The organism is Klebsiella sp. I138 (assembly GCF_051131765.1).
Taxonomy (GTDB): Bacteria; Pseudomonadota; Gammaproteobacteria; order Enterobacterales; family Enterobacteriaceae; genus Klebsiella.
The window spans coordinates 3,129,378-3,146,940 of record NZ_CP180447.1 but is presented as its reverse complement, the minus strand read 5'-3'; the positions used below and the strand labels follow the sequence as shown (position 1 = coordinate 3,146,940).

The 17,563-nt window shown below is 53.1% G+C and carries 15 protein-coding genes; 12 read left to right on the top strand and 3 right to left on the bottom strand.

Annotation, left to right across the window (positions count from 1 at the left end; genetic code table 11):
- Positions 1 to 24: 24 nt before the first annotated feature.
- The 3 genes from dapD to map form a co-directional block, all read right to left on the bottom strand.
- A complete protein-coding gene (gene dapD, locus ACMYSK_RS14705) occupies positions 25 to 849 on the bottom strand; it encodes a 2,3,4,5-tetrahydropyridine-2,6-dicarboxylate N-succinyltransferase (RefSeq protein WP_004872026.1) in 825 nt (274 codons plus the stop codon).
- 35 nt (positions 850 to 884) lie between these two features.
- Positions 885 to 3,548 carry a bifunctional uridylyltransferase/uridylyl-removing protein GlnD gene (glnD, locus tag ACMYSK_RS14700; protein ID WP_434636352.1) on the bottom strand — a complete coding sequence of 888 codons (2,664 nt, stop codon included), beginning with the start codon at positions 3,546 to 3,548 and terminating at the stop codon, positions 885 to 887.
- A gap of 204 nt (positions 3,549 to 3,752) precedes the next feature.
- Positions 3,753 to 4,547 (bottom strand): type I methionyl aminopeptidase, encoded by a 795-nt coding sequence (gene map / locus ACMYSK_RS14695; RefSeq protein WP_434636350.1) that lies wholly within the window; start codon positions 4,545 to 4,547, stop codon positions 3,753 to 3,755.
- Between the two features lie 324 nt (positions 4,548 to 4,871).
- On the opposite strand from map, the gene rpsB reads away from it, so the two are divergent.
- The 12 genes from rpsB (at position 4,872) to fabZ (ending at position 17,560) form a co-directional block, all read left to right on the top strand.
- Positions 4,872 to 5,597, top strand: a complete 726-nt coding sequence (gene rpsB, locus ACMYSK_RS14690; protein ID WP_434636347.1) for a 30S ribosomal protein S2 — start codon at positions 4,872 to 4,874, stop codon at positions 5,595 to 5,597.
- 122 nt (positions 5,598 to 5,719) lie between these two features.
- On the top strand, positions 5,720 to 6,571 hold the full coding sequence (gene tsf, locus ACMYSK_RS14685; RefSeq protein WP_434636345.1) for a translation elongation factor Ts: 852 nt from the start codon (positions 5,720 to 5,722) through the stop codon (positions 6,569 to 6,571).
- A gap of 147 nt (positions 6,572 to 6,718) precedes the next feature.
- Entirely contained in the window at positions 6,719 to 7,444 is a 726-nt protein-coding gene (gene pyrH, locus ACMYSK_RS14680) for a UMP kinase (protein ID WP_110272468.1), read from the top strand.
- A gap of 150 nt (positions 7,445 to 7,594) precedes the next feature.
- Positions 7,595 to 8,152 (top strand): ribosome recycling factor, encoded by a 558-nt coding sequence (frr, locus tag ACMYSK_RS14675; RefSeq protein ID WP_434636343.1) that lies wholly within the window; start codon positions 7,595 to 7,597, stop codon positions 8,150 to 8,152.
- A 238-nt stretch (positions 8,153 to 8,390) separates the two neighbouring features.
- Positions 8,391 to 9,593, top strand: a complete 1,203-nt coding sequence (gene ispC, locus ACMYSK_RS14670; RefSeq protein ID WP_434636341.1) for a 1-deoxy-D-xylulose-5-phosphate reductoisomerase — start codon at positions 8,391 to 8,393, stop codon at positions 9,591 to 9,593.
- Positions 9,594 to 9,842: 249 nt separating this feature from the next.
- Positions 9,843 to 10,601, top strand: coding sequence for a (2E,6E)-farnesyl-diphosphate-specific ditrans,polycis-undecaprenyl-diphosphate synthase (gene ispU / locus ACMYSK_RS14665; RefSeq protein WP_434644131.1), 759 nt, complete (start codon positions 9,843 to 9,845; stop codon positions 10,599 to 10,601).
- A 12-nt stretch (positions 10,602 to 10,613) separates the two neighbouring features.
- Positions 10,614 to 11,471, top strand: a complete 858-nt coding sequence (gene cdsA, locus ACMYSK_RS14660) for a phosphatidate cytidylyltransferase (RefSeq protein ID WP_434636339.1) — start codon at positions 10,614 to 10,616, stop codon at positions 11,469 to 11,471.
- A gap of 11 nt (positions 11,472 to 11,482) precedes the next feature.
- The gene (gene rseP, locus ACMYSK_RS14655) at positions 11,483 to 12,835 is read left to right on the top strand and encodes a sigma E protease regulator RseP (protein ID WP_434636338.1); all 1,353 of its coding nucleotides are present in this window, start codon (positions 11,483 to 11,485) and stop codon (positions 12,833 to 12,835) included.
- A gap of 31 nt (positions 12,836 to 12,866) precedes the next feature.
- Positions 12,867 to 15,296: an outer membrane protein assembly factor BamA gene (gene bamA, locus ACMYSK_RS14650; RefSeq protein WP_434636336.1), complete on the top strand. Its 2,430-nt coding sequence runs from the start codon at positions 12,867 to 12,869 to the stop codon at positions 15,294 to 15,296.
- A 122-nt stretch (positions 15,297 to 15,418) separates the two neighbouring features.
- Entirely contained in the window at positions 15,419 to 15,904 is a 486-nt protein-coding gene (skp, locus tag ACMYSK_RS14645) for a molecular chaperone Skp (protein WP_434636334.1), read from the top strand.
- Between the two features lie 3 nt (positions 15,905 to 15,907).
- Positions 15,908 to 16,933, top strand: a complete 1,026-nt coding sequence (lpxD, locus tag ACMYSK_RS14640; RefSeq protein ID WP_434636331.1) for a UDP-3-O-(3-hydroxymyristoyl)glucosamine N-acyltransferase — start codon at positions 15,908 to 15,910, stop codon at positions 16,931 to 16,933.
- 171 nt (positions 16,934 to 17,104) lie between these two features.
- Entirely contained in the window at positions 17,105 to 17,560 is a 456-nt protein-coding gene (gene fabZ, locus ACMYSK_RS14635) for a 3-hydroxyacyl-ACP dehydratase FabZ (RefSeq protein ID WP_004858132.1), read from the top strand.
- Positions 17,561 to 17,563 lie beyond the last annotated feature (3 nt).

Genomic DNA, 17,563 nt, shown 5'->3' with positions numbered 1-17,563 from the left:
GATATCTCCCGCTTTTTATTCTGCTTAGTCGATGGTACGCAGCAGTTCGTTAATGCCGACCTTGCCGCGCGTTTTCGCATCCACTTTCTTCACGATAACGGCGCAGTACAGGCTGTACTTGCCATCTTTCGACGGCAGGTTTCCGGAAACCACTACCGAGCCCGCCGGAACGCGACCGTAGAATACTTCGCCGGTTTCGCGGTCGTAAATTTTGGTGCTCTGGCCCAGGTACACGCCCATGGAGATCACGGAACCTTCTTCAACGATCACGCCTTCAACCACTTCAGAACGTGCGCCGATGAAGCAGTTGTCTTCAATGATAGTTGGGTTGGCCTGCAGCGGCTCCAGTACGCCACCGATGCCGACGCCGCCGGACAGGTGCACGTTTTTACCAATCTGCGCGCAGGAACCGACGGTGGCCCAGGTATCAACCATGGAACCTTCATCAACGTAGGCGCCGATGTTGACGTAGGACGGCATCAGCACGGTGTTGCGGGCAATAAATGCGCCCTGGCGAACCGCCGCTGGCGGAACCACGCGGAAGCCTTCTTTCTGGAAACGCGCTTCATCATAGTCAGCGAATTTCATCGGGACTTTATCGAAGTAGCGGCTTTCCGCACCGTCGATAACCTGGTTATCGTTAATACGGAAAGAGAGCAGTACCGCTTTCTTCAGCCATTGATGGGTGACCCACTGGCCATCGATCTTTTCAGCGACACGCAGCGCGCCGGAATCAAGTAGAGAAATCACCTGGTTAACCGCTTCGCGGGTTACGGTATCCACATTTGCCGGCGTGATGTCGGCGCGACGCTCAAAAGCGGACTCAATAACATTCTGTAATTGCTGCATTGTTTTACTCTTTCTCTTTACACATTAAAAGTTCGTCACCCTTTATCGTTTGGATTGAGGGCCTCTGTCAACCGTTGTTGTACTTCTTGTTGTAGCGCATTATTAAGCCCACGCCGGTCCGCCGTCGCGATTATAAATAAATCTTCTACTCGCTCACCAATTGTCGTAATTCTCGCTCCGTGGAGCGAAATATTGAGGTCGGCGAACACCTGGCCAACGCGAGCCAGCAGGCCTGGCTGATCGAGCGCAATCAGTTCGAGAAACGATTTTCTGTCGGTGTGCGTCGGCAGGAAATTAACCTCGGTGGCGACGGAGAAATGGCGAAGCTTCGCCGCCTGACGGCGCGGTGCCGGTGGCTGCCAGCTGCGCTGAGTGATGGTCTGCTCCAGGCCGAGACGGATCATCTCATGGCGATCGGCAGAAAGCGGGCTGCCGTCCGGCTCCAGAACAATAAAGGTATCCATCGCCATTCCGTCGCGAGTGGTGAAGACCTGAGCATCGTGAACGCTAAGGTTGCGACGATCGAGTTCTCCGCAGACGGCAGCAAACAAATAAGGACGGTCCGGGCTCCAGATAAAAATTTCCGTTCCGCCACGCGTGGCCTGGGAGCTGAGGAGGATCATCGGCTTGCTGAGATCGTGCTTGAGTAAATTACTGGCATGCCAGGCGAGCTGGTTTGGCGTATGGCGCACAAAGTAGTTAGCGCGACAGCGATTCCAGATTTGATGCAGCGCCTCTTCATTAATGTTTTCCATCCGCAGGAGCGCCAGCGCCTGCAGCTGATGATGGCGCACCCGCTCGCGCATATCCGGCGTGCTTTGCATACCGCGGCGCAGCTGTTTTTCGGTGGCGAAATAGAGCTCGCGCAGCAGGCTCTGCTTCCAGCTGTTCCATAAGGTTTCGTTGGTCGCGCAGATATCGGCGACGGTCAGACAGACCAGGTAACGCAGGCGGTTTTCAGTTTGAACTTCTTCTGCGAACTGCTTGATAACTTCCGGATCCTGAATATCACGACGCTGGGCGGTGACTGACATCAGCAGATGATGGCGTACCAGCCAGGCCACAAGCTGAGTTTCCCGTGAATTCAGTCCGTGCAGCTCAGCGAATTTCAATACGTCCTGGGCACCCAGAACCGAATGATCGCCGCCGCGGCCTTTGGCAATGTCATGGAACAGGGCGGCAATCAGAATCAGCTCCGGGTGAGTCAGACGGGGCCACAGCTCTACGCACAGCGGGTGACGGGCGCGGGTCTCTTCTTTGGCAAAACTTTCCAGCTTCAGCAACACACGGATCGTATGTTCATCGACCGTATAGGCATGAAACAGGTCGAACTGCATCTGACCCACGATATGTGACCACTGCGGCATATAGGCCCACAGTACGCTATGGCGGTGCATCGGCAGCAGTCCGCGGCTGACCGCGCCCTGGTGGCGCAACATGCTGAGGAAAATCGTCCTTGCTTCCGGGATATAGCACAACGGTTGCGTCAGATGGCGGCGCGCGTGGCGCAGATGGCGCAGCGTTGTGGAGTAGATGCCGGTGATATTGCTGTTACGCACCATAATATAGAACATGCGTAGAATTGCCTGCGGCTCGCGGATAAACAGCGTGTCGTCGCGCAGGTCAATCAGCGTGCCGCGCAGCTGAAAATCATCGTCGATGGGCCGTGGCTTTTCATCTTCCGTAAGGGCGAGGATCGCTTCATCAAACAGCTGGAGCAGCATATGGTTTAGCTCGCTGACCCGCCGGGTGACGCGGAAGAAATCCTTCATCATGTACTCGATAGGCTGATTTCCTTCGCCTTCGTAGCGCAGACGGCGAGCGACGCTGAACTGGCGGTCGAACAGCAGTCGGTTGTCGTAGCGGTTCAACTCCAGATGCAGCGCAAAGCGAATTCGCCACAGCTGGTGGAGGCATTCGTTGAGTTCGTTACGTTCAGCCTCGGTGAGGAAGCCAAAGCCAACCATTTCATCCAGTGAGGTGGCGCCAAAGTGGCGGCGAGCGACCCACTGCAAAGTGTGGATATCGCGCAGGCCGCCGGGGCTGCTTTTCACGTCCGGTTCGAGGTTATAGCTGGTGCCGTGGTAGCGCTGATGGCGAATATGCTGCTCTTCTACCTTGGCGGCAAAGAACTTCTCGGAAGGCCAGAATCCATCGCTGAAGATATGTTTTTGCAGTTCAAGAAACAGCGCAACGTCGCCAATCAGCAGGCGAGATTCAATCAGGTTGGTCGCGACGCTGAGGTCGGATAATCCTTCCAGCAGGCACTCTTCGAGGGTGCGTACGCTGTGGCCGACCTCAAGCTTGATATCCCACAGGAGCGTCAGCAGTTCACCAACCTTCTGCGCCTGCTCATCGGAGAGTTTTTTGCGGCTGAGAATCAACAGGTCGACGTCGGAGAGCGGATGGAGCTCGCCGCGACCGTATCCGCCAACCGCGACCAGCGCCAGGTCGCCGACCGAACCAAAGCCGTAATCAATCCACAGGCGCTGAAGCAGCTGATCAATAAACTCGGTGCGGGCTTCAATCAGCAGTTCGGCGGAAATGCCGCTATCAAAGGCTTCTCCGAGCCAACGCTGGAAAATATCCAGATGCGCCTTTATAGCGGCGCAGTTCAGATCACCCTGCGGCCAGCTACCTGGATTCTCAGGCTGGCCGGAGAGGGCAGGGGAGACAGTATCAGGTAAAGAGTTGCTCATCGCGTCACCATATGAAAAAACTATCGCCCATAAAAAATCGCCGGGAGCGATTTTTAACGTCGCTTGCGGCGGCCCATAGGGTGACGGGCAGGACGCCCGTCATAAAAAATCACCGGGAACGATTTTTAACGTCGCTTGCGGCGGCCCGTAGGGTGACGGGCAGGACGCCCGTCATAAAAAAAGCCGGCGGGCGCCGGCTTTTCGTTATGCGTCGTGCGAGATTATCGCCGGGATGGTGTCATCCTTGCGTAACGTCAGAATCTCACAGCCGTTCTCTGTCACCACAATAGTATGCTCATACTGTGCAGACAAGCTCCGGTCTTTGGTTTTCACCGTCCAGCCGTCTTTCATGCTGCGGATCTCTTTCTTACCGGCATTGACCATCGGCTCGATGGTAAAGGTCATCCCCGGCTTGAGCACCACGTTGGTTTCAGGTGAGTCGTAGTGCAGCACCTGTGGCTCTTCATGGAAGCCACGGCCAATCCCGTGACCGCAGTATTCGCGCACGACCGAGAAACCTTCTGCTTCAACAAATTTCTGGATTGCCGCGCCGATAGCACGCAGGTTGATCCCTGGTTTAACCATTTTCAGAGCCAGATACAGGCTTTCCTGCGTGATGCGGCACAGGCGCTCGCCGAGGATCGTCGGCTTACCGACAATAAACATCTTCGAGGTATCGCCGTGGAAATCATCCTTAATAACCGTCACATCAATGTTGACGATATCGCCGTCTTTCAGCAGTTTTTCGTCGTCAGGAATACCGTGACAGACGACTTCGTTAATCGAGATGCACACGGATTTTGGGTAGCCGTGATAGCCGAGGCAGGCGGAGATCGCTTTCTGTTCGTTAACGATATAATCGTTGCAGATGCGGTCCAGTTCGCCGGTGCTGACGCCCGGTTTAACGTAGGGTTCGATCATTTCCAGCACTTCAGCGGCCAGGCGGCCGGCTACGCGCATTTTTTCGATGTCTTCAGGTGTTTTAATAGATATAGCCATGGATTGTGTCCAGCTGTGTCGATTTTTTCGACAATAATAGAGTAAGTCCTGTCAATGTTAACAGTCCGGGTGTCCTGGTGCCAAATTGAGAATCATTAACAGCACTCTGCGTCAACAAGAGTTGGTTTCCGATCGGATTTTGTGGTATAAAGCGCGCCGGACTTCCGTTCCATTTCGTACTACACAGGATGGACTGAAGCGACAAATCTCACTTTGTGTAAATAACACACACGTATCGACACATATTCCGGGGTGCCCTTTGGGGTCGGTAATATGGGATACGTGGAGGCATAACCCCAACTTTTATCTATAGAGGTTTTAAACATGGCAACTGTTTCCATGCGCGACATGCTCAAGGCTGGTGTTCACTTTGGTCACCAGACCCGTTACTGGAACCCGAAAATGAAGCCTTTCATCTTCGGCGCGCGTAACAAAGTTCACATCATCAACCTTGAGAAAACTGTACCGATGTTCAATGAAGCTCTGGCTGAACTGAACAAGATCTCTGCTCGTAAAGGCAAGATCCTGATCGTTGGTACTAAACGCGCTGCAAGCGAAGCGGTAAAAGAAGCTGCTAACAGCTGCGACCAGTTCTTCGTGAACCATCGCTGGTTGGGCGGCATGCTGACTAACTGGAAAACCGTTCGTCAGTCCATCAAACGTCTGAAAGACCTGGAAACTCAGTCCCAGGACGGTACTTTCGAGAAGCTGACCAAGAAAGAAGCGCTGATGCGCACTCGTGAGCTGGCCAAGCTGGAAAACAGCCTGGGCGGTATCAAAGACATGGGCGGCCTGCCGGACGCACTGTTTGTTATCGACGCTGACCACGAGCACATCGCTATCAAAGAAGCAAACAACCTGGGTATCCCGGTATTTGCTATCGTTGATACTAACTCCGATCCGGACGGCGTAGACTTCGTTATCCCGGGTAACGACGACGCAATCCGCGCTGTTAGCCTGTACCTGGGCGCTGTAGCTGCAACCGTGCGTGAAGGTCGTTCTCAGGATCTGGCTTCTCAGGCGGAAGAAAGCTTCGTAGAAGCTGAATAATAAGGTCCTGGCCCTTATTTAGTACCGTGTATAAATAGGGGCCTATATTTGGCCCCTTTTTCACTTTTAAACCTGTTTGGTTCCTGGAACCAGGCAGGTCATCTCTCCCCGAGGATTAAAGAATGGCTGAAATTACCGCATCCCTGGTAAAAGAGCTGCGCGAACGTACTGGCGCAGGCATGATGGATTGCAAAAAAGCGCTGACCGAAGCGAACGGCGACATCGAGCTGGCAATCGAAAACATGCGTAAATCCGGCGCGATCAAAGCGGCGAAAAAAGCAGGTAACGTTGCTGCTGACGGCGTAATCATCACGAAGATCGACGGCAACTACGGCATCATTCTGGAAGTTAACTGCCAGACTGACTTCGTTGCTAAAGATGGTGGTTTCCAGGCATTTGCTAATAAAGTACTGGACGCTGCAGTGGCTGGCAAAATCACTGACGTTGAAGTTCTGAAAGCACAGTTCGAAGAAGAACGTGTTGCGCTGGTTGCTAAAATCGGTGAGAACATCAACATCCGTCGTGTTGCTGCTCTGGAAGGTGATGTTCTGGGTTCATACCAGCACGGCGCACGTATCGGTGTTCTGGTTGCGGCTAAAGGCGCTGATCAGGAACTGGTTAAACAGCTGGCCATGCACATCGCTGCAAGCAAGCCGGAATTTGTTAAGCCGGAAGATGTTTCTGCTGAAGTTGTTGAGAAAGAGTACCAGGTTCAGCTGGACATCGCGATGCAGTCTGGTAAGCCGAAAGAAATCGCAGAGAAAATGGTTGAAGGCCGCATGAAGAAATTCACCGGCGAAGTTTCTCTGACTGGCCAGCCTTTCGTGATGGACCCGAGCAAATCTGTTGCTCAGCTGCTGAAAGAGCACAACGCCGACGTTACTGGCTTCATCCGCTTTGAAGTGGGTGAAGGCATTGAGAAAGTTGAGACTGACTTTGCAGCAGAAGTTGCTGCGATGTCCAAGCAGTCTTAATTTTCAAAAGGAGCCGCCTTAGGGCGGCTTCTTTTTGTGCCCATTTTGTAAATTCAGCTCGCTGCTTATAGTGGCTGCGCTGAAAAGCGACATACAATGTCGCCAGAATTACTTCATTTCACTCGTTGACAGTCTCAGGAAAGAAACATGGCTACCAATGCAAAACCCGTCTACAAACGTATTCTGCTTAAGTTAAGTGGCGAAGCTCTGCAGGGTTCAGAAGGCTTCGGTATTGATGCAAGCATACTTGACCGTATGGCTCAGGAAATCAAAGAACTGGTTGAACTGGGTATTCAGGTTGGCGTAGTGATTGGTGGCGGTAACCTGTTCCGTGGTGCTGGGCTGGCGAAAGCGGGTATGAACCGCGTTGTGGGCGACCACATGGGCATGCTGGCAACGGTGATGAACGGCCTTGCAATGCGTGACTCTCTGCATCGCGCCTATGTGAACGCTCGCCTGATGTCAGCGATTCCGCTGAATGGCGTGTGTGATAACTACAGCTGGGCGGAAGCGATCAGCCTGCTGCGTAACAATCGCGTCGTGATTCTTGCCGCAGGTACCGGTAACCCGTTCTTTACGACCGACTCCGCAGCCTGCCTGCGCGGTATTGAAATTGAAGCCGATGTGGTGCTGAAAGCCACCAAAGTCGACGGCGTGTTTACCGCTGACCCGGCTAAAGATCCGTCTGCCACCATGTACGATCAGCTGACCTACAGCGAAGTACTCGATAAAGAACTGAAAGTCATGGATCTGGCCGCCTTTACCCTGGCGCGTGACCATAAATTGCCGATTCGCGTATTCAACATGAACAAACCCGGCGCACTGCGTCGCGTCGTGATGGGCGAAAAAGAAGGCACATTGATTACGGAATAATTCCCGTCAGCGCCAAATCCGGGTAATATTCCGCCTTACTTTCGCGGGCTTGTTGCCCGGTGATTTGCATTAAACCTGACTATACTTAGCTCACTTTTGCGGTGAGCGACCGTCTGGTCTGTCTGAGACAAGTTTTCAAGGATTCGTAACGTGATTAGCGATATCAGAAAAGATGCTGAAGTACGCATGGAAAAATGCGTCGAAGCGTTCAAAACCCAAATCAGCAAAATACGCACGGGTCGTGCTTCTCCCAGCCTGCTGGATGGCATTGTCGTGGAATATTACGGCACGCCGACGCCTCTGCGTCAGCTGGCAAGCGTAACGGTAGAAGACTCCCGTACTCTGAAAATCAACGTGTTCGATCGTTCATTGAGCCCGGCCGTTGAGAAAGCGATTATGGCCTCCGATCTCGGTCTGAACCCGAGCTCTGCGGGTACCGATATCCGCGTTCCGCTGCCGCCGCTGACCGAAGAACGTCGTAAAGATCTGACCAAGATCGTGCGTGCTGAAGCCGAACAGGCTCGTGTATCAGTACGTAACGTGCGTCGCGATGCTAACGACAAAGTAAAAGCGCTGCTGAAAGACAAAGAGATCAGCGAAGATGACGATCGCCGTTCTCAGGACGACGTGCAGAAAATGACTGACGCCGCCATTAAGAAAGTGGATGCGGCGCTGGCAGATAAAGAAGCGGAACTGATGCAGTTCTGATTCACTGCCGATACGTCCGCAGCCCACTAATATTGATGGGCTGCTGGCGTAAAGTCTGAAACGCCGTACAGAAGACCGAACGCTCAATTTCCGGGACTGTGTTAAACGGTCGGCCTCGTGGCCTTTGGCATGTTTGCCGAAGGCGATATGTCGCCGAACCGCTCCCTGGCCATTGAAGCGCAAGGGCTTGCTGACGGCGTTTTTCTTTTTATCCTGTCTTCATTCTTCTGGACATCTCATGAAGCAATTAACCGTTCTCGGTTCGACCGGTTCAATTGGCTGCAGCACGCTGGATGTGGTGCGCCATAACCCTGATCGCTTTTCCATCGCCGCGCTGGTTGCGGGGAAAAATGTCGACCGCATGGTTGAACAATGTCTGGAATTCTCCCCCCGCTATGCGGTTATGGACGATGTGAAAAGCGCCGAAGCGTTGCGCATCAGGCTGCGTGAACACGCAAGCCGTACCGAGGTATTGAGTGGCCAACAGGCCGCTGCTGACGTAGCCGCGCTGGATGACGTTGACCAGGTGATGGCGGCGATCGTCGGCGCTGCGGGGCTGGTGCCGACGCTGGCGGCAATTCGCGCCGGTAAAACGGTGCTGCTGGCGAACAAAGAGTCACTGGTCACCTGCGGGCGCCTGTTTATGGATGCTGTACAGCAGCATGGCGCGCACCTGCTGCCCGTGGACAGCGAACATAACGCGATTTTTCAGAGTATGCCTGTAACGGTGCAGCATAATCTTGGATACGCTGACTTAACGCAGAATGGCGTTTCGTCGATTCTGCTGACCGGTTCCGGTGGTCCTTTCCGGGAAACGGCGATTGCGGAGCTGGCGGCGATGACGCCGGATCAGGCCTGTCGTCATCCGAACTGGTCAATGGGACGCAAAATCTCTGTTGATTCCGCCACGATGATGAATAAGGGGCTGGAATATATCGAAGCCCGCTGGCTGTTCAATGCTTCAGCCCGGCAGATGGAAGTGCTGATCCATCCGCAGTCCGTCATCCACTCTATGGTGCGCTACCTTGACGGCAGCGTCATTGCGCAGCTTGGTGAACCGGACATGCGCACGCCTATCGCCCACACGATGGGCTGGCCAGACCGCCTGAAATCCGGCGTTGAGGCGTTAGACTTCTGTCAGTTGAGCCACCTGAGCTTTTCCGCGCCGGACTACGGGCGCTATCCGTGCCTGAAGCTGGCAATGGACGCATCTGATCACGGTCAGGCGGCGACAACGGCGCTGAATGCGGCAAACGAAATTTCAGTGGCGGCCTTCCTGGCGGAGGAAATTCGTTTTACCGACATTGCGGCAGTCAACCTGGCGGTACTGGATCAGCTGGCGCTCGATGAACCGCAAAGCATTGATGAAGTGCTGGTTATTGACGCTCAGGCCAGGGATGTTGCGCACAAGCAGATAAAACATCTGGCAACGCGGGGCTGAACCCCGCGACACGTTGTGATATTTGTGGGCGCTGGGCTTCAGTGATATAGTCTGCGCCACCCAATCGTTGAATTTTGTTGTAAAAGATTGTGGTGGCCGTGGAAAAACACGGCTTTTTTGCGTAAAGCTTTTGGTTGTTCTCTGCGATTAGCTGTAGCTTCGGCACTGGATAAAAATGCGTATACAGCGCTGACCGGTTGCTCGCGTTTAGTGGCTTGGCTAATCCTTATTATGGACTTAAAACGCGTTATGTTGTCTGCTAATCACACTGTCAGCGAAATGTCGCCTGCGCATGGCTGCCGCCATGTCGCCATTATTATGGACGGCAACGGTCGTTGGGCGAAACAGCAAGGAAAAATTCGCGCATTCGGCCATAAAGCCGGGGCGAAATCGGTTCGTCGCGCAGTTTCCTTCGCGGCGAACAATGGTATTGAAGCGTTGACGCTATACGCATTCAGCAGCGAAAACTGGAACCGTCCTGCGCAGGAAGTCAGCGCCTTGATGGAGCTGTTCGTTTGGGCGCTGGATAGCGAAGTGAAAAGCCTGCATCGGCATAACGTTCGCCTGCGGATTATCGGTGAGACGACGCGTTTTAATGCCCGTCTGCAGGAGCGTATACGCAAAGCGGAAGCGCTGACGGAGAACAACACAGGCTTAACGCTGAATATTGCGGCGAACTATGGTGGACGCTGGGATATTATTCAGGGTGTCCGCAATCTGGCCGAACAGGTTAAGAACGGGTTACTTCAGCCCGAACAGATCACGGAAGACATGCTGAGTCAGCAGGTCTGTATGCATGAACTGGCACCTGTAGATTTAGTTATTAGGACCGGGGGAGAGCATCGCATTAGTAATTTTTTGATTTGGCAAATTGCTTATGCCGAACTTTACTTTACCGATGTTCTTTGGCCCGATTTTGCTGAACAGGACTTTGAAGGTGCACTCCATGCCTTTGTTAATCGAGAGCGTCGTTTCGGCGGCACTGAGCCGGGTGGCAATCATGCCTGATGGGGGTCACTTTTGCTGAAGTATCGCCTGATATCGGCTTTCGTTTTAATTCCCGTAGTCATTGCGGCGCTTTTTCTGTTGCCGCCTGCGGGTTTTGCCATCGTCACGCTGGTTGTTTGTATGCTCGCTGCGTGGGAGTGGGGGCAATTTAGCGGTTTCACTTCAACTTCACAACGCATCTGGCTGGCACTGCTCTGCGGCCTGCTGCTGGCATTGATGCTTTTCCTGATGCCTGAATACCACTATGACGTTCATCAACCGCTGGTTGAGGGTTCGCTGTGGGCGTCGTTTGGCTGGTGGATTGTGGCGCTGCTGCTGGTGCTTTCTTACCCGGCGTCTGCCGCTTTCTGGCGCAACTCTAAAGCATTGCGCCTGATTTTTGGCGTTCTGACAATCGTCCCGTTCTTTTGGGGCATGCTGGCGCTTCGCGCCTGGCATTATGCGGATAACCATTACAGCGGCGCGCTGTGGCTGCTGTACGTGATGATTCTGGTCTGGGGTGCGGATTCCGGCGCCTATATGTTTGGTAAGATGTTCGGCAAGCATAAGCTGGCACCGAAAGTTTCACCGGGTAAAACCTGGCAAGGATTCTTTGGTGGTCTGGTGACGGCGGCGGTCATCTCCTGGGCCTACGGCCTGTGGGCGAATCTGAATGTTACCCCGACAGTATTGTTGGTGTGTTCCGTCGTTGCGGCGCTGGCATCGGTGCTTGGCGATCTAACTGAGAGTATGTTTAAGCGAGAGGCCGGCATTAAGGATAGCGGTCATCTGATTCCCGGGCACGGTGGAATACTGGATCGTATCGATAGCCTGACGGCGGCGGTACCGGTGTTCGCCTGTCTGCTATTGTTGGTCTTCAGGACGATTTGACGGAAGGTTTTATGCTAAGCGTACTCTGGAATTTGGCTGCCTTTATCATTGCGCTGGGCGTATTGATCACCGTGCATGAGTTTGGTCATTTCTGGGTGGCTCGTCGCTGCGGTGTTCGCGTTGAACGCTTTTCTATCGGCTTTGGGAAAGCACTATGGCGACGTTTTGACAAGCAGGGCACGGAATTCGTCATCGCGCTTATTCCTCTCGGCGGCTATGTCAAAATGCTTGATGAGCGCGTCGAACCGGTAGCACCGGAGATGCGCCACTACGCTTTCAATAATAAAACCGTTGGTCAGCGCGCGGCTGTGATTGCCGCGGGCCCGATCGCGAACTTCATTTTTGCCATCTTTGCCTACTGGCTGGTCTTTATTATCGGTGTCCCTGGCGTGCGTCCGGTTGTTGGCGAAATAGTGCCCGACTCGATTGCCGCACACGCACAAATTGCAAAAGGAACGGAACTTAAAGCGATAGATGGCATCGAAACGCCTGATTGGGATGCAGTGCGAATGGCGCTGGTCACGAAGATTGGCGACGAGCAAACAATAGTTACGGTCGCCCCTTTCGGGACAAGTCAGCGCCAGGATAAAATCCTCGATCTGCGGCACTGGGCGTTCGAGCCGGATAAACAAGATCCGGTGACATCGCTGGGTATTCAGCCCCGCAGCGCGCAGATTGACACCGTGCTGGCTGAGGTACAATCGAATTCGGCGGCACAGAAGGCCGGTTTGCAAGCGGGCGACAGGATCGTTAAAGTCGATGGTCAACCGCTAACGCAGTGGATGACGTTTGTGAATCTGGTGCGTGATAATCCGGGTAAAGCGCTGGTTCTGGACATCGAGCGACAGGGTAGCCCCTTGTCTGTTACGCTGACCCCAGATACGAAGTCCAGTAAAGGTAAAGCTGAAGGGTTTGCAGGGGTTGTACCAAAGGTCATCCCGCTGCCTGATGAATATAAGACAGTGCGTCAGTATGGGCCGTTTGCCGCCATTGCTGAAGCCACGGATAAAACCTGGCAACTGATGTCATTAACCGTCAGGATGCTGGGAAAATTGATAACCGGTGATGTCAAACTGAACAACCTCAGCGGGCCGATTTCTATCGCCCAGGGGGCTGGAATGTCAGCGGAGTTTGGATTGATTTATTATCTGATGTTCCTTGCGCTGATTAGCGTGAACCTCGGAATAATCAATCTGTTCCCGCTTCCCGTCCTGGACGGGGGGCACCTGCTGTTTTTGGCGATTGAAAAGCTGAAGGGCGGGCCGGTATCCGAGCGAGTTCAAGACTTTAGTTATCGCATTGGCTCAATACTGCTGGTGTTGTTAATGGGGCTTGCACTTTTCAATGATTTCTCTCGGTTGTAAGAGAGTTTGTTAGGAAGAACGCATAATAACGATGGCGATGAAAAAGTTGCTCATAGCGTCGCTGCTGTTTAGCAGCGCAACCGTATACGGTGCTGACGGGTTCGTAGTGAAGGATATTCATTTCGAAGGCTTGCAGCGTGTCGCTGTTGGTGCGGCCCTCCTCAGTATGCCAGTGCGTCCTGGCGATACGGTAACCGATGATGATATCAGTAACACCATTCGTGCACTGTTTGCCACTGGCAACTTTGAGGACGTCCGCGTCCTGCGCGATGGTGATACCCTGTTGGTGCAGGTGAAAGAGCGCCCAACGATTGCCAGCATCACTTTCTCCGGTAACAAGTCGGTGAAGGATGACATGCTCAAGCAAAACCTTGAGGCATCCGGCGTTCGCGTTGGGGAGTCCCTTGACCGCACGACCCTCGCTGATATCGAGAAAGGGCTGGAAGATTTCTATTACAGCGTCGGTAAGTACAGCGCCAGTGTAAAAGCTGTCGTGACACCGCTGCCGCGTAACCGTGTTGACCTGAAACTGGTATTCCAGGAAGGCGTCTCGGCGAAAATCCAGCAGATTAACATTGTCGGTAACCATGCGTTCAGCACCGATGAACTCATCTCAACATTCCAGCTGCGCGATGAAGTGCCGTGGTGGAACGTTGTCGGCGATCGCAAATACCAGAAGCAGAAGCTGGCCGGGGATCTCGAAACCCTGCGTAGCTACTATCTGGATCGCGGCTACGCACGTTTCAACATCGACTCCACCCAGGTGAGCCTGACGCCAGATAAAAAAGGCATCTACATCACCGTGAACATTACTGAAGGCGAGCAGTACAAGCTTTCCGGTGTTCAGGTGACGGGCGACCTGGCAGGGCATTCGGCAGAAATCGAAGCGTTGACCAAAGTGGAACCGGGCGAGCTGTATAACGGCGCCAAAGTGACCAAAATGGAGAATGATATTAAGAAACTCCTCGGTCGCTACGGCTACGCCTATCCGCGCGTTCAGTCCCAGCCGGAAATTAACGATACCGATAAGACCGTGAAGCTGCACGTCAACGTCGATGCGGGCAACCGTTACTACGTGCGTAAAATTCGCTTCGAAGGCAACGACACCTCAAAAGACTCCGTCCTGCGCCGTGAAATGCGTCAGATGGAAGGGGCATGGTTGGGCAGCGACCTGGTTGACCAGGGTAAAGATCGTCTGAACCGTTTAGGCTATTTCGAAACGGTTGATACCGATACGCAGCGCATACCGGGCAGCCCGGATCAGGTCGACGTTGTCTATAAAGTCAAAGAACGTAACACCGGTAGCTTCAACTTTGGTATCGGTTACGGTACGGAAAGTGGCGTAAGCTTCCAGGCTGGCGTTCAGCAGGACAACTGGTTGGGTACCGGCTATTCCGTTGGAATTAACGGCACCAAAAACGACTACCAGACCTATACTGAACTGTCGGTCACCAACCCGTATTTCACCGTGGATGGCGTGAGCCTCGGTGGTCGTATTTTCTATAACGACTTCGATGCGAACGACGCGGATCTGTCTGACTATACCAACAAAAGCTATGGTACGGACGTTACGCTGGGCTTCCCGATCAACGAATACAACACGCTGCGTGCGGGCTTAGGTTATGTACATAACTCCCTGTCCAACATGCAGCCGCAGGTGTCGATGTGGCGTTATCTGAACTCAATGGGTCAATATCCGGAAAATACCGATGATAAAAACTCATTCAGTGCCAACGACTTCACCTTCAACTATGGTTGGACTTATAACAAGCTCGACCGTGGCTTCTTCCCGACGGAAGGTTCGCGTGTCAACCTGAATGGTAAAGTGACTATTCCAGGTTCAGATAACGAATACTACAAAGCCACGCTGGATACGGCGACCTACGTACCGATCGATAACGATCACAAGTGGGTCGTTCTGGGACGTACTCGCTTCGGTTATGGCGACGGCATTGGTGGCAAAGAGATGCCATTCTACGAGAACTTCTATGCCGGTGGTTCAAGCACCGTGCGCGGGTTCCAGTCGAACACCATTGGTCCGAAAGCGGTTTATTTCCCGGCCAGCAATCGCCACGATGGCGATGATAACTATGACAGTAACTGTAAGAGCACCGAATCTGCTCCGTGTAAATCGGATGATGCAGTGGGCGGTAACGCCATGGCCGTTGCCAGCCTGGAGCTGATTACGCCGACGCCGTTTATCAGCGATAAGTATGCTAACTCGGTCCGTACCTCCTTCTTCTGGGATATGGGTACCGTGTGGGATACTCACTGGGATTCGAGCGCTTACGCGGGTTATCCGGATTATGGTGATCCGAGCAACATCCGTATGTCCGCCGGTATCGCGGTACAGTGGATGTCGCCGTTGGGGCCGTTGGTCTTCTCCTACGCCCAACCGTTTAAAAAGTACGAGGGAGACAAAGCCGAGCAGTTCCAGTTTAACATTGGTAAAACCTGGTAACTGCGGGCAGCAATGGAATGTAAGTGCAGTATAGCGCTGACTTTAGGCGATAACCGCGGTTATCGCCTGGCCACGCAAATAACGGTACCCCTGGGTACTCATGGGATGGTAAGGAGTTAATTGTGAAAAAGTGGTTATTAGCTGCAGGTCTGGGTTTAGCAATGGTTACTTCCGCTCAGGCGGCAGATAAAATTGCAATGGTTAACATGAACAGCCTGTTCCAACAGGTAGCCCAGAAAACGGGCGTTTCTAGTACGCTGGAAAACGAGTTCAAAGGCCGCGCGAGCGAGCTGCAGCGTATGGAAGGCGACCTGCAGTCAAAAATGCAGCGTCTGCAGTCCATGAAACCGGGTGCCGACCGTACCAAGCTGGAAAAAGACGTTATGGCTCAGCGCCAGACCTTCTCTCAGAAGGCACAGTCTTTTGAGCAGGATCGTTCACGTCGCTCTAACGAAGAACGTGGCAAACTGGTTAACCGTATCCAGACTGCTGTGAAAAGCGTAGCGAGCAGCCAGAGCATCGACCTGGTTGTTGATTCTAATGCCGTTGCATACAACAGCAATGATGTAAAAGACATCACCGCTGATGTGCTGAAACAGGTTAAATAAGTAATGCCTTCTATTCGACTGGCTGATCTTGCGCAGCAGTTGGATGCAGAATTACACGGTGATGGCGATCTCGTCATCACCGGCGTTGCGTCCATGCAGACTGCAAAAGCAGGTCAAATTACGTTCATGGTTAATCCTAAGTACCGTGAGCACCTGGCCGCTTGCCAGGCTTCTGCCGTTGTCATGACGCAGGATGATTTACCTTTTGCCCAAAGCGCCGCACTGGTCGTGCGTAATCCCTACCTGACCTATGCGCGAATGGCTCAAATTCTGGATACCACGCCGCAGCCGGCGCAGGATATCGCACCGAGTGCGACGATCGATGCAACGGCGAAGCTGGGTAAAAACGTCTCGATTGGCCCTAATGCGGTGATCGAATCTGATGTTGAACTTGGCGACAATGTAGTCATCGGCGCCGGGTGCTTCGTTGGGAAAAAGACGAAAATTGGTGCCGGCACTCGTTTGTGGGCCAACGTGAGCGTTTACCATGAGATTGAGATCGGTGAGAATTGCCTGATTCAGTCCAGCACCGTAATTGGTGCCGATGGTTTCGGTTATGCCAACGATCGCGGTAACTGGGTGAAGATCCCGCAACTGGGTCGCGTGATTATCGGCGATCGCGTTGAGATCGGTGCCTGTACTACCATTGACCGTGGCGCGCTGGATGATACCGTGATCGGCAATGGTGTTATCATTGATAACCAGTGTCAGATTGCGCATAACGTCGTGATTGGTGACAATACTGCCGTTGCGGGTGGCGTTATCATGGCAGGCAGCCTGAAAATTGGCCGTTACTGCATGATTGGCGGTGCCAGCGTGATTAACGGGCATATGGAAATCTGCGACAAAGTCACCGTCACCGGTATGGGGATGGTCATGCGTCCTATCACCGAGCCTGGCGTCTATTCTTCCGGTATTCCGCTGCAGCCGAATAAGGTCTGGCGTAAAACCGCGGCGCTGGTGATGAATATTGATGATATAAGCAAACGCCTCAAATCAATTGAGCGTAAGGTTAATCAGCAAGATTAGCGCATCTGTTGACACACAAAATCATTCAAAGCGGCATTCAGGCGGCAACCCTCGCTGATAAAGACGCGGCTTGAGCGATGAAGTGTAAAAATTTTCGGCCTGTTGCATTCATAAGATTGCCGCAGGCCGTGTTATTATTGCCTTTTAGTATATTTAGACAGGAAGAGTATTTTGACTACTGAAACTCATACTCTGCACATTGAAGAGATTCTGGAACTTCTCCCTCACCGCTACCCGTTCCTGCTGGTAGATCGCGTGCTGGATTTTGAAGAAGGTCGTTTTCTGCGCGCAGTAAAAAATGTTTCTGTTAACGAGCCGTTTTTCCAGGGACACTTCCCTGGTAAGCCGATTTTACCGGGCGTACTGATTCTGGAAGCGATGGCGCAGGCCACCGGTATTCTGGCATTTAAAAGCGTAGGTAAGCTCGAGCCGGGCGAACTGTATTACTTCGCCGGGATTGATGAAGCGCGTTTCAAACGTCCGGTAGTGCCTGGCGATCAGATGATTATGGAAGTCACTTTCGAGAAAACCCGCCGCGGCCTGACGCGTTTTAAAGGCGTCGCGCTGGTTGATGGTAAAGTGGTTTGCGAAGCAACGATGATGTGTGCGCGTAGCCGGGAGGCCTGATAC

Bases quoted from the DNA above. Each gene is read 5' to 3' on its own strand.
- rseP (WP_434636338.1), top strand. From the start codon at position 11,483: ATGCTAAGCGTACTCTGGAATTTGGCTGCCTTTATCATTGCGCTGGGC.
- map (WP_434636350.1), bottom strand. From the start codon at position 4,547: ATGGCTATATCTATTAAAACACCTGAAGACATCGAAAAAATGCGCGTA.
- tsf (WP_434636345.1), top strand. From the start codon at position 5,720: ATGGCTGAAATTACCGCATCCCTGGTAAAAGAGCTGCGCGAACGTACT.
- rpsB (WP_434636347.1), top strand. From the start codon at position 4,872: ATGGCAACTGTTTCCATGCGCGACATGCTCAAGGCTGGTGTTCACTTT.
- pyrH (WP_110272468.1), top strand. From the start codon at position 6,719: ATGGCTACCAATGCAAAACCCGTCTACAAACGTATTCTGCTTAAGTTA.
- lpxD (WP_434636331.1), top strand. From the start codon at position 15,908: ATGCCTTCTATTCGACTGGCTGATCTTGCGCAGCAGTTGGATGCAGAA.
- ispC (WP_434636341.1), top strand. From the start codon at position 8,391: ATGAAGCAATTAACCGTTCTCGGTTCGACCGGTTCAATTGGCTGCAGC.
- dapD (WP_004872026.1), bottom strand. From the start codon at position 849: ATGCAGCAATTACAGAATGTTATTGAGTCCGCTTTTGAGCGTCGCGCC.
- ispU (WP_434644131.1), top strand. From the start codon at position 9,843: ATGTTGTCTGCTAATCACACTGTCAGCGAAATGTCGCCTGCGCATGGC.
- glnD (WP_434636352.1), bottom strand. From the start codon at position 3,548: ATGAGCAACTCTTTACCTGATACTGTCTCCCCTGCCCTCTCCGGCCAG.
- bamA (WP_434636336.1), top strand. From the start codon at position 12,867: ATGGCGATGAAAAAGTTGCTCATAGCGTCGCTGCTGTTTAGCAGCGCA.